Consider the following 25,012-nt stretch of genomic DNA (forward strand, 5'->3'; position numbering starts at 1 on the left):
TTCCCTATGAAAACCGAAAAGCAAAAGATGCTTACCGGCGAGTACTATCTCGCTAACGATCCCGAACTGTTAGAGGAACGTACCGATTGCAAGCGCCTGCTGCATCGGCTCAATGTTACCGAGTACGTGGTAAGCGATAAAACGAAGGCCATCCTGGCTAAGCTGATTCCAAACGCACCTGCCAGTTTGTACATTGAACCACCATTTCACTGCGATTATGGCTACAATATTACCTGCGGCGAAAACGTGTATTTTAACGTAAACTGCGTAGTGCTTGATGTGATGCCGGTAAAAATGGGCAGCAATGTATTTTGTGCCCCGGGTGTGCAAATTTATACGGCTACCCACCCGCTTGATGCCGAACTGCGCCGCAGTAAAGAAAACGCCGAACCGGTTACCATTGGCGACGACTGCTGGATTGGCGGCGGCGCCATCATTTGCCCCGGTGTAACCATTGGCAACCGCTGCGTTATAGGAGCAGGCTCGGTAGTTACCAAAGATATACCCGATGGTTCGCTGGCCGTAGGCAACCCGGCGAAGGTGATCAGGAAGTTGAATGTTGGTGAGTAGTTGATTGGGGATTGGTTGATTAGTTAAGTAGTGAGTTGTTGATTAGTTAGCAGAATGAAAACAAATAAGAGGAGATCATCTTGCTTTACTCAACCACTCAACCACTCAACCACTCAACCACTCAACCACTCAACCACTCAACCACTCAACCACTCAACCAACATAAAATTGTCAGTTTGTCAGTATGTACTTGTGGCAAGCTATTTGAATAGTATATATTTGTTAAACATAAATAAACAAGATCATGGCTTTAGAAATAACCGACGCTAACTTCGACGAATTAGTGTTAAAATCTGATAAACCGGTATTGGTAGACTTTTGGGCAGAATGGTGTGGCCCTTGTCGTATGGTAGGTCCGGTAGTAGAAGAAATTGCCAAAGAATATGACGGTCAGGCCGTTGTTGGTAAAGTAAACGTAGATAACAACCCGGGTATCTCTATGAAATTCGGTATCCGTAACATCCCTGCTTTATTATTCTTTAAAGGCGGCGAAATAGTTGACAAACAAATTGGCGCTGTACCAAAATCTGTATTGACCGAAAAACTGGCTAAGCAATTAGCCTAAGCATTTTCAATATAATTATAAAAAAAGCGTTTCCTGTTAAAGGGAAACGCTTTTTTTGTTTACTTTGGTTGCGATGGCTCAGCTCAATTCCAACACCGAACTCAGGCAGTTAGCCAACCTCGAATTACTGGCCCACCAGGTGGTAGAAGGCTTTATTACCGGCCTGCATCAAAGCCCGTTTCATGGTTTTTCTGTAGAGTTTGCCGAACACCGTTTGTATAACAACGGCGAATCGGTGAAGAACATTGACTGGAAGCTTTTTGCCAAAACCGATAAATTATTCGTTAAACAGTTTGAAGAAGAAACCAACCTGCGTTGTTATCTCCTGTTAGATACTTCATCGAGCATGAATTTTCCGCAAAAGGAGTTGAGCAAGCTGCAATTCTCGGTGTATGGCATAGCCTCCCTAATGTACCTCTTTAAAAAGCAACGCGATGCTTTTGGTTTAGGTCTGTTCTCTGATAAAGTTGAATGGCTGAGTGCTACGCGGTCTACCTCCACGCATTTATTTTACTTGTTTGCTGAGTTAGAGAAGGCCTATAATCAGCCCAAAGCCAATGTGCAAACCAACCTGGCCAATGTTATACACCACATAGCCGAAGAAGTGCACCAGCGATCAATGATCATTGTGTTTAGCGATATGTTGGAGAATAGCCTTAACGCCGAAAAAGCGCAGGCCTTATTTGCCGCTTTGCAGCACTTAAAATATAACAAGCATGAGGTTATCATTTTTAACGTGAACGACAGGCAGCAAGAAATTGACTTCAATTTTGATAACCGCCCGCATCAATTCATTGATATGGAAAGCGGCGAAGAGGTAAAAGTGCATCCGGGAAAAGTAAGGGAAAGTTACCGCGCGGCATTAAGCCAATACCGCCACGAGCTCGAACTCAAATGCGCCCAATACCAAATTGAATTGGTTGACGCAAACATACATGAAGGCTACAACCAGTTATTGCGTGCTTACCTGGTTAAACGCAACAAAGTAATTTAAACGCAAATTAATTATTTATAAATCTTATTAACCACTCTAAACGTATAACTATTGTTAATTAGCTAAAACCATAGTGCTTAAAATTTGTGTAATAACTTGAAGATTAATATGCGTTAATTAAACACTTAACAAAGCATTAAGCGATCAATTTTAGCTGATAACTTTTAAATACATATTCCCCTTATATGAGACTTTCTATCGAGCGTAAAGCTGTAAAAGTAAACCCCGATTCCAAGCGTGTTATAGCCAGGTTCTTTTTTAACGGTAACGAGCGTGCCAAAGAAGTAATTCAGCGTGTAATGGAAATTGACGAAGAAAAGGTATTTGGCCTTATTTCGCCTTTATTGCAGGAATATTCTACACGGCACCGTAACATTACCCGTGTACTAAACCGTCATTGTGCCAAGCTCAAAAACCTTTTTGGCGAACTAAGTATCGATTTTGATTCGTTGAGCGTTTACCGCAAACTGCTGATCGGTTTTTACTTCACACACGAATACTCTATTGAATCTGCCGCATTCTTTAACCCCTCCATTGTAGACGACCCTGATCAGGGCGATTTGGAAGAAGGACAAAAACGCGTTATCATCAGCTTTCGTGCAGTAGGTGAAGGGCATATCTCTTCTATTACCTTCCGTAGGGCCTTGTTTGATAAAGATAATAATATTACAGTGTTGCCCGCAGGTAACTATATTGACGAGGCCGAAATTGTACGAAACGCCGTTTATAACAAGAAACTGTTTTTTGATAAGGCCATTACTACGCAGATCAACGTTGATGTACTAAGAGAACTGGAAGACAAACTTGATCATCACTTCGAATACTCAAGTCTTCGCCGCCTTATACTAGATTCGCAAAAGCTGCAGGAAAGCGATATGTTGAAGTTGGAGTACGATAAAGTACTTTGGCTGGCCGATTCTTATTATGAGATCGTGTTTTCGCTGGATACCGATATATCAGATCGTGTAATATTCCCTATTTCAGAATATGAGCGTAAGGGTATTGAGGATGCCCGCTTCGTGAAGTTTATGAATGAGGACGGCAGTTCGGTTTATTACGCTACGTACACTGCCTATGATGGCGCCCTGATTATGCCTAAGCTTTTGCAAACGCACGATTTTATCAATTTCCGAATTATGCCTTTGTATGGTACTGGTTCGCAAAACAAAAATCTGGCACTTTTTCCTCGTAAAATCAACGGAAAGTTTGTCATGATCTCCCGTATAGATGGTTGCAATAACTACATCATGTATTCGGACAAGATAAACCTTTGGGAAAACCCGGTGTTGCTGCAAAAACCTAAATTTTCATGGGAGTTTGTACAAATTGGTAACTGCGGATCGCCTATTGAAACTGAGGATGGCTGGTTGGTAATTACCCACGGTGTTGGCCCCATGCGTAAATACGTACTTGGAGCAAGCTTGCTAAAATTGGACGATCCAAGCGTAGAAATTGGCCGCTTAAAAGAACCGTTATTAACACCTAATAGCGAGGAACGTGAGGGTTATGTACCAAACGTAATCTATTCTTGCGGATCGTTTGTACACAATAAAAAACTGATTATTCCTTACGGTTTGTCAGATTACTCTTCATCATTTGCCGAAGTAGATTTACGGACATTATTAGACCGTTTGAAATCTGACGGTATATAGATAATGACGGTGTATTACAAAAAAAGCTTGCCAAACGGCAAGCTTTTTTTGTTTGTATCTGATTTTATCAGGCTAAGATCTGCTGGTAAAGGTTATAATAATCATCCACCATCTTCTCGCTCGAAAATTGGGTTGTAGCCCAGTCACGGCAGGTTTCGCGGTTAATGGTGGGCAGCTTCGCCACCGCTTCAACAGCTTCATCAACCGTATTAACTAAAAACCCTGTTACTGCATCTTTGATTAACTCAGGCATTGACCCTTTATTGAAGGCAATCACTGGTGTGCCGCAAAGCATAGATTCTGCCACACTCATGCCGAAGGGCTCGTTAAAGTTAATAGGGTGTAAAAGAGCTGCAGCATTGCCCAGCAAGTCTTTTCGTTTATCCGGACCGGCATGACCTACGTAAACAATTTGCTCATTATCTATAAAAGGCTCCACCTTTTCGCGGTAATAATTAGCATCTTGTATAATACCGGCTATTAATAAGCGACGATTTGTTTTCCTGGCAATTTCGATGGCTTCAGCAGTGCCCTTATCATGGTGTATACGGCCAAAATAAAGCAAGTAATCATCTGCCTTTGCGGTAAAGCTAAAGTCGCGTGTATCTAAGCCATTGTACACCGTTGCCAAATATTCTAAATCAGCGCTACGGTCGGCGTTGCTGATAGACACATAATGAGAACTGTCATTATATTTCTTGTATACCGGTATAATGCGCGACGACGAAAAGCCGTGTATGGTGGTAATCACCGGCGTATTGATGAGCCTGGAATAGGTAAGCGGCAAAAAGTCGAAGTTATTATGAATAAGGTCGAATTGACCGGCTTTTTCCATAACATTACTGATATGAAGACACTCCAAAACTTTCGCATCCTGGTTGCGGTCCTCTTCGTAGCCGGTAGCACAAATAGATTCTAATTTACCTCCGGTGATAGAATCGCCGGTGGCAAACAAGGTTACTTCGACGCCTTTTTTTACAAGTCCTTCGGCTATATTAGATGCTATTTGTTCCCAAGGCCCGTAGTGCCTTGGCGGTGTGCGCCAGGCAACGGGAGATAGTACAGCAACTCTCATTAATACACTTCAGTTTTTTGACCGAATTTGTTGTATTCGTACTCCAACTCAAAGGCTTTTAAAACGGTTAAGTGCGATAGCATGTAAGCTAAAGTACTTTCGGCACCTTGGTTACGGTTAATACCGGTTGGCATTAAGCCATCGCAACAGCCTTTGGTTTCATGATCATACAACGGCGCACGCAGCGTGTTTTCGCCCAAAAACCATTTATAGCTTAAGAACATCTTTTCAATGTACTCTGGCTTACGCATAGTTTCGTATGCCTGGAAGTGCATTAACACCATGGCCATAGTTTCGATAGCCTGCTGATCGAAAGTTGGGAAGCTACCACCACGGTAATACCAGCCATCGTTGCCGATAGGGCTCAGGTAACCGTTAGACAGGGTGAGCTTATCCAGGAATGCCATTGATTCAAGCGCAATCTTTTTAACTTTTTCGTTGCTGGTAATTTCGTAAGAATGTAATAACGCTAAAGGTAAAATAGCATTATCGTAGGTCATTTTTTCTTCAAACCATTGCCAGTCTGGCGATGATGTGTTTTCGTAAGCCTCGATTAGAGGGGTAGTCAGGCGTATAAGTTCAGCCATCATGCCTTCATCAGTAGGAATGGCTTTCAGGTACAAGGCAATACCAATTATGGTATTGGCCATGCCGCGCAGGTGTTCTAACTTTTTAAAGTGCGGATATGAACGTTGGAATAACTCCATAGCAAACTCGCGGTAAGAGTTATGTTGCGCGCAACCAATAAGATAACCTAAGGACCAAATGGTACGACCGAATGAATCTTCAGAACCTACCTCATCCAGGTAACGGCGGTCAAAACTTAAGAAGTTACGGAAGTTACCGTCGTCGGTTTGCATGTAGTGAATATAGCTGAGGTATACCGGTAACAATTCAAAGGCCTCGGGGCTCTTGTTACGCTGGTAAGCCATTAATGCCATAATTAAGGCGCGGGCGTTATCATCCAGGCAATAACCTTCTTTTAAGTTAGGGATACCATACTTAGCATGCTGTACTATACCAGTATCATCTGTTAAACGGATAACGTGAGCCAGGTTAAATGTTGGCATAATCTCCGGGTCAACAATACTGTTTCTCAAGATTTTATCTCTGAAATCATGACGGCTGCTGGCTTCTTGTGCAACTTTAATAAACTCGGCGCCAACCACAGGCCAGCGCAGGTGCAAGCCATATTCATAAGCGTTTTGTTTAATTTCAGTCATGGTCGACTCATTGTCCAACAGGTCGATCACGTTTTCGGCCAGGGCGTCAGCATCCTTGAAGTCGAACAAGCGACCGCGTTTATCGGCCAAGAGCTCGGTCGCGTGCCAGTATGGGGTTGATACTACGGCAGCACCTGCACCAACAGCATATGAAAGAGTACCGCTGGTAATTTGTGCTTCGTTATGGTATGGTGTAACATAAATGCTGCAAGCAGTAAGGTAGTTGATCAACTCTTCTTCTGTTACAAATTTATTGATGAACGCCAGGTGGTTTGAAACCTTCAGCTGCGCTGCTAATGACTTTAATGAATCGCGGTATTCCTCACCTGAGTGTTTAACTACACCGGGGTGGGTGTTACCTAACACCACATACATTACATCGGGGTGTTTGGCTACAATTTTAGGCAATGCTTTAATAACTACCTCTAAACCTTTGTTACGGCTTAACAAGCCAAAGGTTAACATCACCTTTTTATCTTTAAATGAGCTGATGTTTAAAACAGGGTTTACTTCAGGCTCTTCCAAATCAGGAACACCATGCTCAATAATCTGTATTTTTTCAGCAGGAATATCGTAAATGGTAGTCAGGAATTCAACAGCCCTGTTACTCATCACAATAATTTTTGCAGACTGTTCTGCTATCTCACGTACAATGATCTTTTGCACGTAACTTGGCTCACGCAATACAGTGTGCAAAATAGAGATAAGTGGTTTTTCTAAACGGTTTAGCAAGGGTAGAATGTATATACCGCTTTCACCGCCGTAAATACCAAATTCGTGCTCCATTATACAAACATCAGCATCGCTGGTATTAATATAATTGGCCGCACGTATATAATCTTTTTGATGGTTTTGCCTTATTACATACTTTACTTCCTGGGGGTATTCGTATTCCTGCAAACTTTCAGAATCATTTACGGCAACAACAAAACCTCCTTGTGATAACGATTTTCGTTCTGGGAAGTTAGCGCTGATAGCACGCATCAAATTTTGATTGAAAGTTGCAATTCCGCATTCGCGGGGTGGATAAGTAGAGATGTAGGCTATTTTCATTTTTGTAGTGTAGTATAATTATTATGATATTGTTGTTATTATTAGGAAACTATGATTGCAGATTTTGTACAACGGTGAACTAAAAAAAGGCCATTTGCTAATCTTAATACTTCATATCACACGTTAAACCAGTAATTAAATAATAACACACGTTTAAGTGCATAAACTATACCAAAATTGGGCCTTTTTAGGTGTTTAAAATACACTTACAAGCGGGATGAAAGTGGTTTAACTGAATAGAAAATTGCAAAACCCGCTAAGATAAATTTGAGGCAATTTGATATATAAAGATGTTGTTTATCTTAATTTATTTGCTTGTAAAAAACTCTACAGCTTGAACGATGATATTACAAGCCGTGGTAATTTGTTTGGGAGTGATAATAAGGGGTGGAGCAATGCGCATAGAATTGCTGCAGTGTAAAAACCAATCGATAATGATACCCTGTTCAATGCAGCGGTCAATGATCTTTTTATTCAGTTCAAAGTTTTCTAATTCGGCCGCCAGCATAAGGCCTTTTCCACGCACCTGTTTAATGGCAGGGTGTACCAGCAGGTCTCTAAAAAGTTGCTCTTTAGCAGCAACCTGGGCTACATGATCATTGCGCAGCAAAACCTCTAATGATGCCAGGCCTGAGGCACAACAAACCGGGTGCCCGCCAAATGTGGTAATGTGCCCTAAAATGGGATTGTTTTTTAGAGCACCCATTACCTCAAGCGATGCAATAAACGCCCCTAAAGGCATACCACCACCTAATGCTTTGCCTAAAACCAAAATATCGGGTACTATGCCAAAATGTTCAAATGCAAAAAGTTTACCTGTACGGCCAAAGGCAGTTTGGTTTTCATCAAAAATGAGGAGTGTACCTGTTTGATTACATTTTTGACGTAGAGCCTGCATGTAGGTAACATCAGGTACGCGTATACCCGCCTCACCCTGTACAGGTTCAATAATCACACAAGCAGTATCAGTGGTAATAAATTGAAGATCGGCCGGGTTGTTAAACGTAATAAAGCTTATGCCGGGCAACAATGGTCGATAAGCTTGCTTAAATTCCTCGTTACCCATTATGCTTAAAGCGCCGTGAGTGCTGCCATGGTAGGCATTGTGGCATGCAATAATTTGGTTGCGGCCGGTATGGCGCTTAGCCAGTTTCATGGCGCCTTCAATAGCTTCGGACCCAGAGTTAGTAAAGTAAACTGATTGTAAGTTTGAGGGCAGGAGCGATGCCAGCCTTTGCGCAAACTTTACCTGCGGGGTTTGCACATACTCGCCATACACCATGAGGTGCATATATTGATCAACCTGCTGTTTAATGGCTTCAATTACTTCTTTGTTGCCATGGCCTATGTTACTCACCCCAATGCCCGATATTAGGTCAAGATATGCTTTACCTTCGGTATTGTACATATATACACCTTCAGCGCGTTCAAACTCCAGCATCAGCGGGAAATCGGTAGTTTGCGCGTTATTGGCTAAAAAAAGCTGGCGAAGGGTAAGCATGTTGTGAGTTGTGAGTTGTGAGTTGTGAGTTGTGAGTTGTGAGTTGTGAGTTGTGAGTTGTGAGTTGTGAGTTGTGAGTTGTGAGTTGTGAGTTGTGAGTTGTGAGTTGTGAGTTGTGAGTTGTGAGTTAATTTGGAATGCAAATTTACAACAAAAAGCCGTTACCTATTTAGGGTAACGGCTTTTGAATTTTTATAATAATATTTGAAACCCTATTGTTTGTAGTTTAATTCCAACTAATCAACTAATCAACTAATCAACTAATCAACTAATCAACTATCAATCAGGATTACTACGTTCGCCGAGTTGCTTAAACAGCTCATCGTTAAACTCGCGCTCGCTTTGATATATTTTAGCGACTTTATCGGCAGGCATTATTTTCATAAATTCCTGGTTGTAACGTCTTTTAATATCAATCAATTGCTGGTCAAACTGCAGGTCTTTCTGCATTTGATCTCTTGATTTATTGGTTAATATATTCTGACGTTTTGCCCGTTTAACCGAGGTTATCTCATCATGATACTGGCGATAAACCGGCCAAAATTTTGCTTTTTGGTCTTCGTTCAAATTCAGCTGCCTGTCTACATAATTTTCGCGATAGGATTCCACCTTGTTACGCCCATTGTTAGAGCTTCTGAACGAAGCAGGAGGCTGACTGTAAACTTCGTAGCCGGTAAATAACATTAAAATAAACACCAAGTGTTTCAAGAGCCTGTTCATAGTATTTAATTATTGCGTTTCTACGTAATCACGTAAAGCATCTCTTAATGTATTGTCATCAAATCTTGTTCCGTCGGCAATTACTTTCCGTTCGGTTTCTGTAGCGTCTGTCTGGGTTTCCAGGTAAGCACGTATATCGTCAGATGGTATTTCAGATAGTTCTTTATGCAGATATGCCGAATTATGGCTTACCGGAGCCGAGGCTTCTTTAATGTAAACGGCAACTCCTATGACTAAAGCGAAACAGGCGGCCGATGCATATTTGAATGCTGCTGTAGAAACCAGTTTCCTGATCACACCCTGCCTTGAAGGCATTTGTACTACCTTAGCTTCTTCCTGCACTGTGGTTTTACTCACTATGCTTTCCTGTAGTTGGTTAAAATAACCCTCAGGCACGGCAAAAGCATTACTTTCGGCGGCGATAGCGTTCTCTATAGCCACCTGGCTTTGTATGTTGCCAACTAACTCTTCAAAGTAACCTTGCGGTACGGTAAAGCTTTCAGTTTCTCCGCTCAAAGCCTCTTCTAAATTAATGCGGCTTTGTATATTGCTGCTTAATTCTTCAAAGTAACCTTTTGGTACCGTAAAGCTCTGTGTGTCCTGCCCCAAAGCGTCTTCTAAAGCTATACGGCTTTGTATGTTACCGGTAAGCTCTTCAAAATAGCCTTGCGGTGTGGTAAAGCTTTCGTTGGTATTACCCAGCGCCTCTTCTAAGGCAATGCGGCTTTGTATGTTGCCGCTTAATTCTTCAAAATAATTTGTTGGAACGGTAAAGCCTTCGGTTTCAGAAGCGGCTGCTTCTTCAATAGTAAGGCGGCTTTGTATATTACTGCTTAACTCTGTAAAATAATTTTCGGGAAGGGTAAAGCCGCTAAAAACGTCGGCCTGTTTAATTTCTTCCAAATGTACGCCCGATATAATCCGCTCGCTCAAATCATTAAAGTAGCCGGCTGGTACGCCAAATGGGTTACCTGTCGGTAACTTTTGGCGCCAGGAATCATCTTCCGGCAGGTCTTTATGTTCTATATCGATTTCCATATCTTACGTTAGATGAAAGTAAAACTATAAGGTTTAATGTAAAAATGAAATTAATCGTGTGATAACAGATGCGCTTCTATCTTCTTTACCGCCAGGTGGAAGGATGCTTTTAGTGCCCCTACACTGGTACCGAGTACGTCAGATATTTCTTCGTATTTCATATCATCGTAATACTTCATGTTAAACACCAGCCGCTGCTTATCGGGCAGGGTAAGCAAAGCCTGTTGCAGCTTCAACTGTACCTTGTCGCCACTGAGGTAGGTAGAATCGGCCAGCGATTCGGCCAGTTCGTACGATACATCATCCAGCGGTATATTATTCTTCTGTTTCTTTTTATTCAGAAACGTAATGCACTCATTCGTAGCAATACGATACATCCATGTATAAAGCTGGGCATCGCTCCTGAAACCGGGCAGGTTTTTCCATATTTTAATAAATACGTCCTGCACCAGGTCATCGGCATCATCATGGTTTATGACCATGCGGCGTACGTGCCAGTATATCTTTTGCTGATATTTTTTCAGCAAAAGGTTAAAAGCTTCGTTCCGGGTCTTTTCGTCCTGAAACTTGCTGAGTATCTCGGTATCACTAACGGATGCTGACATCTATTGTATTCTTGATATTTGATGAAAGTTAAGCTAATTGGTTTAATAACAAAACACCGTTATTAATAATTAAAGCTAAAGTAACCAATTGTTTTTAAAATAAGCACTAAGACTTGAGCAGATCAAGTACCTGCTGCGACGAGTTCTTGGTATCTACCTTGCCGATAATGTGGCTGATGTTGCCCTCGGGATCAATGATAAAAGTGGTACGCTGTGTGCCCATATATTTTTTGCCGTACATGTTTTTTTCTACCCATACACCGTAGCTGTTCACTATCTGCTGATCGGCGTCGGCAATAAGGGTAAAAGGAAGGTTGTATTTGGTCTCAAACTTTTTGTGCGATTTTTCATCATCGGTGCTTACACCAATAACCTCATAACCTTGTGAGGAAAGGAATTGATAGTTGTCTCTGAAATCGCAGGCTTCGGCTGTGCAGCCGGGCGTATCATCTTTTGGATAAAAGTATAGTACCACCGTCTTTCCCTTATAATCGCTCAGCGAAACAGATTTTCCGTTTTGATCGGTAGCGGTAAAATCGGGGGCTTTATCGCCTTCTTTTAATGTTGCCATAATGTGTGATGTTATCTGTTGAATGATGCTGTAAATTTAGATACGTTATCTTTATTATCAGTAACGGTTAGCTCAAAAGTATGTTTACCGGGATCTATACCACTATCAAAAGTATATTTATATATACGTGTTCTGTAATCTTGCGACAATAGTACCCATTTGCCGTCAACTGTAGCTACACAACTTTTAATGCCCGAAAGATTATCGCTCGCGCGCATGCTAATACCGCTTACCGCCGACATATTGCCGCCGTTACGTATATTGACCGGAGTAATTACAGGAGCCATCGTGTCCAGTTTAATGAAAAAGTCGCCAAACATGGCAGGCTTGGCCTTTACGTAACCATCTTGGTAAATGCCACCCACGCAACCGGCCAGTGTATTGACAATAACCGCTTTATTGGCTAACGAACCAATGCTTGCATCGGGCTTTATCCAAAGATCATATTTGTCATGAATAGGAGTAAACCGGTTATGAATGTGGTGCGTTGCCGAAAAGGTGCCTGGTTTTTGAGGGAGCAGGGCGTAATTAAAGTCTACATCATCGTAAAGGTTTCCTGGTTCAACTACCACTTTAACGGGGCCATTGTTAAACTCGTTACGCTTATCGTAGCTAAACTTGGTGCCGGTGTAGGTAACCACAGGTCGGTCTTTAGGCGTGCTGGACTGTACTTTAAACTTTAATGAAGATGCATTGCCTGCAATATCTTTCACTAAATATTCTACGTTGTGAAGCAGCGTATCTTTAAAGCTTACGATTCCACGGTTTTCGCTTTGCGGATAAATGGTGATGCGGCTGCCCGGCGGTACAAAGCATTTCTGGATCTTTCGCTTGGTTTTCAGAAACAAGGGGTAATCAATATAAGCATTGATAGCGTGCGTTTGATCGAAAGCAAAACGCTCTACGGCAAAAGTATATACGGTTCTATCGTCTACTTTTAACTCAAGCGAGTAAATACCATTACGGTTAACCGAAGAGCTATTCTGGTCATCGGTAACTATACCAAAGCCAATATCGCCGCTTAAAGCAATGGTTTGCGCGCCTGTCAAGTGGTAATTGCCCGCTGCTCCGGCTACCGCATAGTAATTACGGGGCGTGTTTTCGTTAAAAGGCCTGCCGTTTAACTGGTAAACCGCAATACTGCCCAACGTAGGCGGAATATTATCGGCAATGGTTAAACCAAACAACTGCGGGTTTATAGTTTCTTCGGTCAGCGAATCCCTGATCTCGAAGTGCAGGTGCGGCCCGCCCGATGCTCCCGTATTACCCGAAATAGCAATCAGTTGTCCTTTAGTAACCGGGAACTGGAATGGCTGCAATTTAAAGTCAATTTCCCAGCTTTGATGGTCGTTTTGGTACTTGCGCACGGCAGCAGCCAGTTCGGGCGTTAAATGGTCGAGGTGACCGTAAACGGTAGTGTAACCGTTAGGATGGGTTACGTATACGGCATTGCCAAAACCACCCAATTGCACGCGTAAACGCGACACATAGCCGTACATAGCTGCATGCACTGGGTAGCCCGTGCGACGGTTGGTGCGAAAGTCAAGGCCCGAATGAAGGTGATTAGGGCGTAATTCACCAAAAGAACCGGCCGTACTTGGCGGCAGATCAATAGGGTATTGGAATGTGCCTTTAGGATAAGTTTTACTTTGAATAATACCCTGAGCATGGGTGTTGCTAAAAGTACATACGCATCCCAGCAAAAAAATAAGTTGTTTCAGCATCAGGCTATTTTACGTAGAAATCTAAAAGTTTTTCGCCTTGCAGGTAACCTTCAAGCCTGTCGCCGGGTTTAACAGCAGCCACACCTTCGGGCGTGCCGGTAAAAATGAGGTCGCCTTTTTTCAAGGTAATGTATTGCGAAACAAAGGCTATCAGTTTTTCAAAAGAGAACAGGAGGTCTTTGGTGTTGCCGTCCTGGCGGGTTTCGCCATTTACATCAAGTTTCAAGTTCAGATCATAAAGATCGGTAAACTGGCTCTTTGGTAAAAAGTTGCTGATAGGTGCCGAGTTGTCAAATCCTTTGGCTAGTTCCCAGGGTAAACCTTTTTCTTTGTGGCGGCTTTGAATATCGCGGGCGGTAAAGTCAATGCCCAAGCCAATCTCGTCAAAGTAATCGGCTGCAAATTTTTCACTGATGTGCTTGCCTTCTTTGCTCACTTTCAGTACCAGTTCTATCTCGTGATGTACATCCTGCGAAAACTCCGGATGGTAAAACGGCTTGTTATCTTTTAGTAGTGCCGTATCGGGCTTCATAAATATAACCGGGGTAGTGGGTACCGGGTTGTTTAGTTCTTTGGCGTGTTCGGCGTAGTTACGGCCAATGGCAATTATCTTCATAGTATGATTGTGTACAGCTTCAAATCTAAAAATTATTTAAGCAAAGCGTCTGTTGCTAAACGCAGTTATCCGCTTTTTGATTGTTTTAACATACAATCAATGCAAAACGCAGTTTTTATGTGGGTTTGTAACAGGAATGTTAATATTTAATGTAGGGGATTAAACAAACGCAATGATAGCTTTGTGACAGCCAGTTTATTCCTGTTGTGAGAGCCCTAACCTCATCATGGAAGAAAGAACATTATATTGTCGTAAATGTAAAAAGCCTTTTGGCTACAGGGTGCAAAGGCACTATCTGGTAAAGAAAATTTTCTTCTTTCTGCCGCTACGCAGGTATTTCTGCGATGTATGTTTCAGGAAACGTTATGTATGGGTAAAGGCAGGTTCGCGGCACCTGCAGAAATAAGAATTGCAAAAAATTATAGAATAGTAATACGCTTGATCACCGATTCGGTGCCGGCGGTAACCCTGAGAAAGTAAAAGCCGCTGGTTAGCTTATTAACAGCCATATTGCTTTTAAAAGTCCGTTCACCAAGTTCAACCCTGTCCGAAAACAACGTAGCCACGTTATTACCCAACACATCCACAATCTTAATGGTCACGTTGTTATTGCGCGACAAAAAGTATTTAAGATTGATCTGATCGGTGATCATGGTAGGGTAAACCTGCACGTTGCTCAACAGCTTATCTGTATTAACAGGTACGGTAGGTTTAATATTAGCGTAAGGCGAAGGCTTAATTTGCGGCATGCTGCCTACATTTAAGCCATTCTTAAAATAAGATTGTTTAGAAGTAACTTTTGGTTTGCGGGTATAGATGGTATCGGCCTTTGGATGTGGCACGGCACCAAAAGCAAAGGCAAAGTTTATGGATATTGCTGTTGCAATTAATAGTATCCATAAATAATTAAAAGTATATCTTTGCCCCATATTACGTTCAGCTACAAAGGTACTAATAAAACAAGTTAAACGTTAGTGTGTAAAAAATACATGCAGTTTTTTTAACAATTTTTAACAAATACTGGTTTAACTGGTTATGCTAATGATCGGTTGCTTATTTAACAGACTAATAATTCTGTTAAGCGTTTAACACGCTAATTCTATTTATAACTATTTATAATTCAAAGTGTCATCACACAATAAAGATCTGCAAAAGCTAACGGCCGCCGGGCTGTTAATTAGCTTAGGAATTATCTATGGCGATATAGGTACCTCTCCCTTATACGTTTTCAAGGCCATTATAGGCGAAGGACATGCCATTAACGAGGGCGTTGTACTGGGTGGAGTGTCGTGTATCTTTTGGACACTCACACTCCAAACCACTATAAAATATGTGATGATTACCCTGCAGGCCGATAACAAGGGCGAGGGTGGTATTTTCTCTTTATTCTCATTGGTGCGGAGGCGAGCCAAGTGGCTTATTATACCCGCTATAGTTGGGGGCTGTGCTTTGCTGGCCGATGGTATTATTACGCCGCCCATTACCATATCATCGGCTATCGAGGGTTTACATAGTAAATATCCGGGGGTGCCTACCATGTATGTGGTATTGGCCATCATCGTGGGGTTGTTCTTTATCCAGCAATTTGGTACTTCACTGGTAGGCAAGGCTTTTGGGCCAATTATGTTTTTGTGGTTTAGCATGATGGGGGTTTTAGGCATTGGCTTTATAGTACAAATGCCAAGCATCCTCAAAGCATTAAACCCATATTATGCTTACGATTTGCTGGCCAGCCACGGTACCCATGCCGCTTTTGGTATTCTAGGCGCTGTGTTTTTATGTACCACCGGGGCTGAGGCTTTGTATTCCGACTTGGGCCATTGCGGACGTTCTAACATACGGATAAGCTGGATATTTGTTAAAACATGCCTTATCCTGAACTACTTAGGCCAGGCCGTTTGGTTGATGCAGCATGAAGGGCAAGTGCTTGACCTCAATAAGATGAACCCTTTTTACCAGATCATGCCGCCTTGGTTCCTTATCTTCGGTATCGGTATAGCAACCGTAGCCGCAGTTATTGCCAGCCAGGCCTTAATATCGGGTTCTTATACCCTCATTGCAGAGGCGGTGAGGTTGAACTTATGGCCGAAAGTAAAGATCAACTACCCGTCTGAACAAAAGGGACAACTTTATGTGCCCAGCATTAACTGGATTATGTGTGCCGGTTGTATAGGCGTAGTTTGCCTGTTCCAGGAGTCTGCCAAAATGGAAGCAGCCTACGGTTTAAGTATTACCGTAGCCATGTTGATGACCACTATACTGGTTTCTAAATTTTTAAAACGACGTAAAGTTCCATCATATCTTATCAACTTATTCCTGGTGGTTTACCTGTTGGTAGAAGGTACCTTCCTGTCGGGTAACCTGGGTAAGTTTGTAGATGGAGGTTGGTTTACCTTAAGTATAGGCGCTTTATTGTTTGGCGTAATGTGGAGCTGGCATACTGCCCGCCGCATTCGTAACCGGTATGTGAAGTTTGTAGAGATTGAGGATTATTACGAAGTGTTAAAGGAGTTAAGCGATGATGAAACCGTTCCTAAGTATGCATCGCAACTGGTTTATTTAACCAGCGCTAACTTCAATTCAGAGATTGAATCCAAAATTATTTATTCTATACTGCAAAAGCAGCCTAAGCGTGCCGATGTTTACTGGCTGGTACACGTAGATGTAATGGATGAGCCTTACACCCGCGATTACGAAGTAGATTTCCTGGTACCCAATAAACTAATTCGTATCGACTTTAAATTAGGGTTCCGCGTAGAGCAGCAGATCAACCTGTTGTTTAGAAAAGTGGTGGAAGACCTTGTTAAAAAAGGAGAGGTTGATATTACCAGCCGCTACAAATCACTAAATCAACGCAAAATTGTGGGCGATTTCAGGTTCGTGGTTATCGAAAAAGTACTTTCGCGTTCGCACAACTTGTCGCTTTATGAGCGTATAATTATGGCAGTGCACACCCAGTTGAAAAAGGTGAGTATCTCTGAAGAGCGTGGTTTTGGCCTCGATCTGAGCTTTGTTACGGTTGAAAAAGTACCGCTTATGCTGGCCGATCCCGAAACAGTAGTCATTAACCGGGTAATATAACACACCTCTTAACTTATTTCGAAGCCCTTATTGCCTCAAGCAATGAGGGCTTTTTGCTTTTATTTTAACACGCCTGGCAAGTTTTAAAGCATTACTTAACAATTTTCAGTGCCATAGAATCTGGATTGCTGAGTGATTAATATTATTCAGCGTTAGCATATTCCGGTAATGCAATCTCCAAATGCTCTAAAATGCGTTTATATGGCAATACATATCAACCAAATTTGCTACTATCAACCAACTATACTTAACAAACAATTATTGATTAATTAATAGTTTAATGAGCTGATTGTTGTAACTTTAAAAATACCTTCGTTGTAAATTAATTTTATTCGGATGTGTACTTATAGCCTTAACTGTATTATTTACATATATTTATAACAAATTGATACTTATGAATACAAAATTATTTAACTCGTTTGTACTGGCCATTTGCGGCGTATTATTCTGTTTAATCTTGGCCGACGTAAACGGTAAATGGAGTGGTAATATCGATTATAACGGCAGCAATATACCGCTCACCTACAATTTTAAGACCGATGGCGATAAAATTATCGGGACTTCAGAAACGCCGTTAGGTACCAGTGAAATTAAGGACGGTAAAATTGAGAAAGATGTACTCACTTTCAAAGTAGACCTTAACGGCGAAACTGCTACGCACACCGGCCGTATATTTGCCGACTCCATAAATTTGAAGATCACCTACCAAGGAACTGATTTCATGACCACACTTAAACGCAGCAAAACACAATAAAGAAATTCAAAGAATAGCAAAAAGGCGGCCCTGGTAAAACCAGGGCCGCCTTTTTGCTATTCATAGAGAAACTTATCTCTAAATCAATTATTGAATTTTTCGTTGGCAAATAAGGTAGACTTCATAATGCTGTTAAGCAGGAAAACAAATACAGGTGCTGCCAAAACATCTATGGTGTAATGCACATGCTGCACCAGCAGCAGGCAGCCTACAATAAGGGTAGCGATTAATACCAGCATCCTGTCTGATTTCTTGGGAAGGCAAAAATACATGGTTAGCAAGCTGGCAGTGTGGCCCGAGTAAAACAGGTCTTTAGTAATTACCGTATGGCCGTAAAATACACCGGTAAGCGGGTCAACCAGTTCTACCAAACCGGCTGGCGCCGCCAAGGGTACCATCAATATTGTGAGCATTCGGGTAATACAAATTACAATATAAAGCCACACATAGCGCACGTAAATGGCCGGTGTTTGTATGGCCCTGAAGAGGGTTAAGCCAGCCATGCCCCAAATAATCATAAATATGTACAGGGAAACATCGTGTGCCGGTATATTCGCCAGCACAACATCGTGCAGTTGCACGCCGGGTCTGCGTTCAATATACTGGAAAAAGAACGGCATAGCCAGTAATATAACCGACACTATGGCCGACCCTGTAAGCATTAGCGAGCGTTGCGACGCCGAAGCCCAGGTGGCTTTCCAGTTTTGCTTTAATGATATGGTATTGTTACGGTTCAAATGTTTAAACTAAAATGGGTCGTCAAAATTAACGCTTTAGTATGATATGTTAAATAATAATTTTGTCAATATTATGTGCCTGTTAAATAGGCTTATAAATGTATGTTATATTACCTAACTTTGCGCCGCTAAAAACACTATATGAAATATAAGTTAGGCGATTTTGTGCGCTTTGTAGATGAACGGAGAGAGGGGTATGTGACTCGGATATTCGACGAAACCATGATTGGCGTAACCGGCGATGATGATTTTGAAATACCCGTATTAGCCAGTAAGGTAACCACCGTGCATGGGCATCAAAGTGCCGGGCAAGCGGGCAGCGGCAAATCCGGGTCGGTAGTTATACCTGCAGCCGAGTTTGTAAGCAAAGGCATTTGGCTGGGTGTGGTAAGCGATGCTAAGGCGGCGTCAGTAGTGCATTTTCACCTGGTGAACGATACCTCTTACCAATTGTTAGCTACCTTAAAAACCGAGAAACAGCAGTTTAAAGGCGAGTATATTGGCATTATTGCACCAAAGTCATCGGCAGTAATATATTCGGCTCAACTGGCCGATATACAGCTTTGGCCCAAGTTTAACCTGCAAGTGCTGTACTATACCGCACAAGATATGGCACCTGAGGCCCCGCTGATTTTCAGTGAAAAGTTTAAAGCTAAAGACTTCAGCGGAGCCAAAAAGAATGTGCCGGTTATTAATCAGCAAGGTTGGTTAATGCGTATAGATGAGCCCGAAATAGTGCTTGATGCGCAAAAACTCAAAGAGAGCTTTTTTAAACCGGCCGCCGAAAAGCAGCAGGTAGTTGATAAGCCTACCAGCGAAGTTGACCTGCACATTGAAAAGCTGCGCGACGATTACCAGTTTATAGGCAGTGCCGAAATTCAGCGTATACAGTTAGATCATTTCAAAAAAGCGCTGGATGCCGCTATTGTGCATCAACTGCCCGAAATTACATTCATCCACGGCGCAGGCAATGGTATTTTACGGCACGAACTGCACAAGCAATTGGGTAAACACCCCAAAGTGCAAACCTTTTTAGATGCCCGTAAAGAGAAGTTTGGCTATGGGGCTACTAAAGTACTGTTGAAATAATATCTAATTTAAATTACACAGATTTTATATGATTCCACCGATTATTAGTAAAATCATACGGTATCAGTAAAATTTATAAAATTATAAGCATCGGTGTAATCCAAATACATTGGTGTAATCAGAATAATACGAATGAAAAGAGTAGTGATAACCGGAATGGGTGTAGTGTCATCATTAGGCACAGATGTAAGCACATTTTGGAACAATATTGCCCATGGCCAAAGCGGTGCTAAACCCATTAACCATTTTGATGCCGGCAAATTTAAAACACAGTTTGCAGCACAGTTACCTTACGATTTTGATGCTACCCAATATTTAGACAGGAGCGAAATTAAGCGTAACGACCTGTACACCCAGTATGCGCTTATTGCAGCTAAACAGGCCATTGAAGATTCTGGCTTTGATATCAACACCATGTCGCCTTATGATGTTGGTGTGATATTTGGTTCGGCACAGGGTGGTTTTGATACCTTTGAGCAACAGATTAAAGAATATGCAGCTAAAGATCATGAGCCGCATTTCAATCCGTTCTTCATCCCTAAAACATTGGTGAATATGGCCGCAGGACTCATCTCCATTAAATATGGTTTAATGGGCATAAACTTTACTACCGTATCTGCCTGCGCCAGCGCCAATACCGCTATTATGGACGCGCTGAACTACATTCGTTGGGGTAAAGCAAAGATCATTATTACCGGTGGTGCCGATGCGCCTATCACCGAGGGGTCGATTGGTGGTTATAATGCGCTTAAAGCCTTGTCTACCCGCAACAATGACCCTCAGGCAGCTTCGCGCCCGTTTGATGTGGAGCGCGATGGCTTTGTAATGGGTGAGGGTGCCGGTGTACTGGTATTGGAAGAATACGAACACGCCAAACAGCGTGGCGCCACTATTTACGCCGAATTGGCCGGTGCCTCCATGACCAGCGATGCTTACCACATAACCGCCACGCACCCCGAAGGAAAAGGCGCCATCAAAGCCATGGAATTGGCCTTGCAAGATGCGGGTTTAACGCACAGTGATGTTCATTACCTAAACGCCCATGCCACCTCAACCCCGGTAGGCGATATCAGTGAAGCTAAGGCCATCTACGCTGCCTTCGGCGATGATGCCAACCTTTCAGTTAGTGCCACCAAATCTATGACCGGTCACTTGTTAGGTGCCGCCGGCGCAATAGAGTCCATTATATCGGTTAAGGCCATAACGGATGGCATTATACCTGCTACCATAAACACTCATACCTTAGATCCGCAGTTGCCTGCCGGGTTAAAGATCGTCACTGGCCAATCGCAGGAGAAGAATGTGGATGTAGCCATGAGCAATACCTTCGGCTTTGGCGGACACAACGCGGTGGTGGTGTTCAAAAAAGTTTAAGACAATACGAGTTGTTACGAGGTACGAAGCAATCTATGCAGAGAATAGCTTACCGCTAAACTTTGACATGGATTGCTAGATACTGGTAAATGCGAGACTTGAAATTTTTTGAATCTGTTAGGGCAGTATTTTCTTGCGATATAGGTTGTTTTGAGCTATTCTGTAGAGCATTCAATTAAATAAAGAAATATGAAGTTTTTTGAAGTTTATCAGGAAAAATCTCTATTTCCCTGAATCTTTATCCAACACGCTAAACCGCACTTTCACTGTACTGCCGGTTCCATCAACCAGCGTTAATACATGCGGGCCCGGCTGCGGATTAATCGCTACCTGGTGGTAATCTTTGGTTTCGCCTATATACTGGTCGTCTAAATGCCAGAAGACCTTCATGCCAGGCTGGCGATGGGCGGCATTGCAGATCATGCGGCCGCGGGTGCCATCGGCTTCGATGGGGATGTAGATCTTCGCATCGTCTTTAGGGTAAATTACCTCCATGGGTAAGGTTTTATCGCTCACACCGCAATCGCTACGGAATGGCGGCAAAGTGCGATACTGGTAATTGCGTGCCTTATAATAATACTCCATAGAAGGTGGCAATACAAACCATTTCTGATGCACCATACGCTCTGGCGATTCGCAATCGGTATTAACCTGCCATTTTCTTGTCAAGTCCAAATGCACCAGTTGATGGTAGGGGCACACGGGCGACTTTAGTCCGCCTGCAGGCACCCAGGTAGGGTCAATGTGTTCACAGTATTCGCCTGCCCGTTGCCCGCTTTCGCGGCAAACATCCACTTTCACCATGGCGTTTACCGGTGCTTTAAACCATTCGCGTGTAACGGGTAACTGCCTGAATATTTCGAATAAGACCGGGGCCGCTGTGTTGATGCCGGTAAGGTTGGGCCTGCCTTCGCCCGTGGTGTTGCCCACCCATACGCCCACTACATATTTAGGGGTTACGCCAATGGCCCAGCCATCCCTAAAGCCAAAGCTGGTTCCTGTTTTCCATGCAATGCGCTGGGTGGAGCCAAACTGTTGCCAAAGCATTTCCTCGCCCGGCCGCATCACTTCTTCCATCGCCTGAAAAGTATAATAGATAGAACCTGCATCCAGCAAACCGTTTTTTTCTTTGGATGATTTATCTGCCTTTACTGATTGATATACCGGCGCATGAAAATCATCATCATAGTAATAACCCGTTTGATTGTAATGGTTTAACACCCGTGCCATGCCGGCATATGCTCCCGTTAATTCCCAAAGTGTATTTTCGCATCCGCCTAAAATAAGCGATAGTCCGTAATGATCGGCAGGCTGGGTAAGTGTAGTGATTCCTGCCTTTTTCAATACCTCGTAAAAGCGTTCGTACTTGTATTTTTGAAGCATTTTTACCGCAGGCACATTGAGCGATCGCGCCAGTGCACGCGAGGCAGGCACGGCACCATCATAGCCTAAATCAAAGTTTTCGGGGTGGTAGCCTGCTATCTGTGTAGGTATATCGGCTATAAGCGTGTTGGGTAAAATAAAGCCATCGTGCAGCATAGATGCGTACAACAGTGGCTTTAGCGTGCTGCCCGGACTACGCGGTGCATTGGCCACATCTACGCTACTCTCCAAACCGGCATCTTGCGGATGAAATATGTTGCCAACGTAAGCAATAGTAGCTCCTGTTTCTACATCAAGCACCACAGCGGCAATATTATTAATTTGGTTAGCCTTTAAAATGCGGTGGTTACGTTCCAATATTTCTGCTACCTGTTGCTGCAAACCAGCTTTGAGTGTCGTTTTTAAACGGGTAGCTGAGATGCTTTTAGCCGGATGCTCGGCTTTAAACCGTTCGAGCAGGTGAGGGGCGAGTTGGGGAAGTGGCAAGGGCTTATCGGGCATGGGTTCCAACTTAGCTAAATCGGCCGTGCTTTGGTCGATAATTTTTAAAGTGCAAAGCTTATCTAATAACTGGTTGCGTTTCTTTAACAATACTTTACGGTTCTTGCCGGGATGTACCAGCGCCGGAGCATTTGGAAGCACAGCCATAGCAGCCATTTCGCCCCAGGATAATTTATTGGGACCGCGGCCAAAATATCGCCATGATGCTGCGTTTAAGCCAATTACATTGCCACCAAAAGGTGCGTTGCTGGCATATAAAGCCAGTATTTCGTTTTTGCTGTTCGAAATTTCAAGCCGTGTGGCCATTACCATTTCCAGCAGCTTGTTCCAAACCGTGCGGTTATGATGCGTGGCCAGGCGGATTACCTGCATAGTGAGCGTACTGCCACCGCTGCTTACCCGTTTAGATTTTAAGTTTTGACGAATAGCCCGCCCGAACGCCAGCGGATCTACCCCGAAATGGTGTAGGAAACGCTTATCTTCAAAAGCGATGATGCACTGCTTAAATTTATCAGGAACCGAATCGGAATAGGGGAAACGCCACTGTCCGTCGGACGCGATAGCTGCCCCCAGAAGTTGACCGCTGTCATCGTCGATTACATAAGAGGTAGGACTGTTAAAAAGCGGACGGGGCAGGCAAAACGCAAAAGCAATTACGGCAATCAAAAGTATAACTGCCGTTATTGAAGTTTTTGGCCGCTTGCGCAGGTATTTAAAGAATTGATGATCGCGTATCATATCAGCGCCTGCTAATTTATATCTCCAGTTGATATACAAAACGTCATTGCGCGGTACGAAGCAATCTTTGCGTGGAAAAGTAGCCTGTATACCTGTCATACAGCGATTGCTTTGTACCTCGCAATGACGGTCTAAACAATAAATGTCATTGCGAGGAGCGATAGCGACGTGGCAATCTCTTTACGCTTTGTTACCGGGCGTAGGGGGGTTGCCGCGCCATCGCTCGCAATGACATATTTTATATGAGCTTCTTAGCTATTTTCCATAAACTTTCTGATGCCCAACTCCAGGCCTCTCAATTCTGCTAAGCCTCTTAAACGGCCTATGGCAGAGTAGCCAGGGTTGGTTTTCTTATGCAGATCGTCGAGCATTTTGTGGCCATGATCCGGGCGGAAAGGCATGCGCAGGTGCTTCTCGCCGGCTGCCTTGCGTTTGTTTTGCTCGTTGATCAATGCTTTCATTACGGAAAACATATCTACATCGCCATTCAAATGGTCGGCTTCATGGAAATTACCCATTTCATCGCGGCGTGTGGCACGCAGGTGAATGAAGTGAATGCGGTGGCCCAGGCGTGCCACCATGCCGGCCAAATCATTATCGGCACGTACGCCAAACGAGCCCGTGCAATATGTTAAGCCGTTGTGGTAGTTATCCACTGCGTTGTACAGGTCATGTATATCGGCCTCGGTACTTACTACGCGGGGTAAACCTAAAATAGGGTAAGGCGGGTCATCGGGGTGAATACACATCAACACACCCGCTTGCTCGGCCGATGGGATAACCTGCTCTAGGAAATAATACAAGTTTGCTTTCAGCGCAGCATCATCTACATGGTTATAAGAAGCCAGTATCTCTAAAAACTGTGCTACGGTGTAACCTTCTTCCGAACCGGGTAGGCCTGCAATTATATTTTTTATCAGCAGTGCTTTGTCCTCTTCGGTCATACCCTGCAGATACTTTTGAGCAGCTTCCTGTTGTTCGGGCGTATAAGTTTGCTCCGCGCCGGGGCGTTTAAGCAGGTACAGTTCAAACGCGGCAAAGGCGGTTACATCAAAGCGCAACGCGGTAGAACCATCGGGCAGGCGGTAGTCCAGGTCGGTACGGGTCCAATCGAGTATGGGCATAAAGTTGTAACAAACAATGTCCATTCCACATTGGCCTAGGTTAAGCAGCGTTTGTTTATAGTTCTCTATATATTGCGCATAGTTGCCGCTGCGCTTTTTAATATCTTCATGTACAGGCACGCTTTCTACTACCGACCAGGTTAAGCCGGCTTCTTCAATAATAGCCTGCCTTTTTTTGATCTCCTCAACACGCCAAACCTGTCCGTTAGGAATATAGTGTAATGCGGAAACTACGCCTGTAGCGCCTGCCTGCCTTACATCGGCTAAAGAAACCGGGTCGTTAGGGCCGTACCAGCGCCATGTTTGTTCTAAACTCATGGTATT

Annotated in this window: 21 protein-coding genes; 8 read left to right on the forward strand and 13 right to left on the reverse strand. The window is 43.3% G+C overall.

Annotation, left to right across the window (positions count from 1 at the left end; all coding sequences use genetic code 11):
• The first annotated feature begins 6 nt into the window (after positions 1-6).
• From IEV61_RS08680 to IEV61_RS08695, 4 genes are all read left to right on the forward strand, one after another.
• Positions 7-570, forward strand: coding sequence for a sugar O-acetyltransferase (locus IEV61_RS08680; RefSeq protein ID WP_188415701.1), 564 nt, complete (start codon positions 7-9; stop codon positions 568-570).
• A gap of 244 nt (positions 571-814) precedes the next feature.
• Positions 815-1,135, forward strand: a complete 321-nt coding sequence (trxA, locus tag IEV61_RS08685) for a thioredoxin (protein WP_188415703.1) — start codon at positions 815-817, stop codon at positions 1,133-1,135.
• A 73-nt stretch (positions 1,136-1,208) separates the two neighbouring features.
• On the forward strand, positions 1,209-2,129 hold the full coding sequence (locus tag IEV61_RS08690; protein WP_188415705.1) for a DUF58 domain-containing protein: 921 nt from the start codon (positions 1,209-1,211) through the stop codon (positions 2,127-2,129).
• Positions 2,130-2,314: 185 nt separating this feature from the next.
• Positions 2,315-3,781, forward strand: a complete 1,467-nt coding sequence (locus IEV61_RS08695) for a glycoside hydrolase family 130 protein (RefSeq protein ID WP_188415707.1) — start codon at positions 2,315-2,317, stop codon at positions 3,779-3,781.
• Positions 3,782-3,848: 67 nt separating this feature from the next.
• Here IEV61_RS08695 and IEV61_RS08700 read toward each other — a convergent pair whose 3' ends face one another.
• The 10 genes from IEV61_RS08700 to IEV61_RS08745 all read right to left on the reverse strand — a co-directional run bounded on the left by IEV61_RS08700 (position 3,849) and on the right by IEV61_RS08745 (position 14,836).
• Positions 3,849-4,856 carry a glycosyltransferase family 4 protein gene (locus IEV61_RS08700; protein WP_188415709.1) on the reverse strand — a complete coding sequence of 336 codons (1,008 nt, stop codon included), beginning with the start codon at positions 4,854-4,856 and terminating at the stop codon, positions 3,849-3,851.
• Positions 4,856-7,132, reverse strand: coding sequence for a glycosyltransferase family 4 protein (locus IEV61_RS08705; protein WP_188415711.1), 2,277 nt, complete (start codon positions 7,130-7,132; stop codon positions 4,856-4,858). Before IEV61_RS08705 ends, IEV61_RS08700 begins: the two co-directional genes overlap by 1 nt.
• Positions 7,133-7,439: 307 nt before the next feature.
• Positions 7,440-8,633: an aspartate aminotransferase family protein gene (locus IEV61_RS08710; RefSeq protein ID WP_188415713.1), complete on the reverse strand. Its 1,194-nt coding sequence runs from the start codon at positions 8,631-8,633 to the stop codon at positions 7,440-7,442.
• Positions 8,634-8,912: 279 nt separating this feature from the next.
• Positions 8,913-9,353: a hypothetical protein gene (locus tag IEV61_RS08715; protein WP_188415715.1), complete on the reverse strand. Its 441-nt coding sequence runs from the start codon at positions 9,351-9,353 to the stop codon at positions 8,913-8,915.
• A gap of 9 nt (positions 9,354-9,362) precedes the next feature.
• Positions 9,363-10,391: a hypothetical protein gene (locus IEV61_RS08720; protein ID WP_188415717.1), complete on the reverse strand. Its 1,029-nt coding sequence runs from the start codon at positions 10,389-10,391 to the stop codon at positions 9,363-9,365.
• A gap of 50 nt (positions 10,392-10,441) precedes the next feature.
• Positions 10,442-10,996, reverse strand: a complete 555-nt coding sequence (locus tag IEV61_RS08725; protein WP_188415719.1) for an RNA polymerase sigma factor — start codon at positions 10,994-10,996, stop codon at positions 10,442-10,444.
• A gap of 106 nt (positions 10,997-11,102) precedes the next feature.
• Entirely contained in the window at positions 11,103-11,567 is a 465-nt protein-coding gene (gene bcp / locus IEV61_RS08730; protein ID WP_188415721.1) for a thioredoxin-dependent thiol peroxidase, read from the reverse strand.
• Positions 11,568-11,578: 11 nt separating this feature from the next.
• Positions 11,579-13,291, reverse strand: coding sequence for a M23 family metallopeptidase (locus tag IEV61_RS08735; protein WP_229747076.1), 1,713 nt, complete (start codon positions 13,289-13,291; stop codon positions 11,579-11,581).
• A 4-nt stretch (positions 13,292-13,295) separates the two neighbouring features.
• Positions 13,296-13,907 (reverse strand): fumarylacetoacetate hydrolase family protein, encoded by a 612-nt coding sequence (locus IEV61_RS08740; RefSeq protein ID WP_188415723.1) that lies wholly within the window; start codon positions 13,905-13,907, stop codon positions 13,296-13,298.
• A 419-nt stretch (positions 13,908-14,326) separates the two neighbouring features.
• Positions 14,327-14,836 (reverse strand): T9SS type A sorting domain-containing protein, encoded by a 510-nt coding sequence (locus IEV61_RS08745; RefSeq protein WP_188415726.1) that lies wholly within the window; start codon positions 14,834-14,836, stop codon positions 14,327-14,329.
• A gap of 196 nt (positions 14,837-15,032) precedes the next feature.
• On the opposite strand from IEV61_RS08745, the gene IEV61_RS08750 reads away from it, so the two are divergent.
• Both IEV61_RS08750 and IEV61_RS08755 read left to right on the forward strand, forming a co-directional pair.
• Positions 15,033-16,988, forward strand: a complete 1,956-nt coding sequence (locus IEV61_RS08750) for a KUP/HAK/KT family potassium transporter (RefSeq protein WP_188415728.1) — start codon at positions 15,033-15,035, stop codon at positions 16,986-16,988.
• Positions 16,989-17,382: 394 nt separating this feature from the next.
• Entirely contained in the window at positions 17,383-17,742 is a 360-nt protein-coding gene (locus IEV61_RS08755; protein ID WP_188415730.1) for a hypothetical protein, read from the forward strand.
• An 83-nt stretch (positions 17,743-17,825) separates the two neighbouring features.
• On the opposite strand, the gene IEV61_RS08760 is transcribed toward IEV61_RS08755, so the two are convergent.
• Complete coding sequence (locus IEV61_RS08760; protein WP_188415732.1) at positions 17,826-18,479, reverse strand: phosphatase PAP2-related protein; 654 nt, start codon at positions 18,477-18,479, stop codon at positions 17,826-17,828.
• A 141-nt stretch (positions 18,480-18,620) separates the two neighbouring features.
• Between IEV61_RS08760 and IEV61_RS08765 the strand changes: the two genes are divergently transcribed.
• Positions 18,621-19,568 carry a Smr/MutS family protein gene (locus IEV61_RS08765; RefSeq protein WP_188415735.1) on the forward strand — a complete coding sequence of 316 codons (948 nt, stop codon included), beginning with the start codon at positions 18,621-18,623 and terminating at the stop codon, positions 19,566-19,568.
• 132 nt (positions 19,569-19,700) lie between these two features.
• Positions 19,701-20,942 (forward strand): beta-ketoacyl-ACP synthase II, encoded by a 1,242-nt coding sequence (gene fabF / locus IEV61_RS08770; protein WP_188415740.1) that lies wholly within the window; start codon positions 19,701-19,703, stop codon positions 20,940-20,942.
• Positions 20,943-21,164: 222 nt separating this feature from the next.
• On the opposite strand, the gene pbpC is transcribed toward fabF, so the two are convergent.
• Both pbpC and uxuA read right to left on the reverse strand, forming a co-directional pair.
• The gene (gene pbpC, locus IEV61_RS08775; protein WP_229747077.1) at positions 21,165-23,663 is read right to left on the reverse strand and encodes a penicillin-binding protein 1C; all 2,499 of its coding nucleotides are present in this window, start codon (positions 23,661-23,663) and stop codon (positions 21,165-21,167) included.
• A 152-nt stretch (positions 23,664-23,815) separates the two neighbouring features.
• Positions 23,816-25,006: a mannonate dehydratase gene (gene uxuA, locus IEV61_RS08780; protein WP_188415748.1), complete on the reverse strand. Its 1,191-nt coding sequence runs from the start codon at positions 25,004-25,006 to the stop codon at positions 23,816-23,818.
• Between the last annotated feature and the right edge of the window lie 6 nt (positions 25,007-25,012).

This window comes from Mucilaginibacter galii (genome assembly GCF_014635825.1).
In the GTDB taxonomy this organism is placed as follows: domain Bacteria; phylum Bacteroidota; class Bacteroidia; order Sphingobacteriales; family Sphingobacteriaceae; genus Mucilaginibacter; species Mucilaginibacter galii.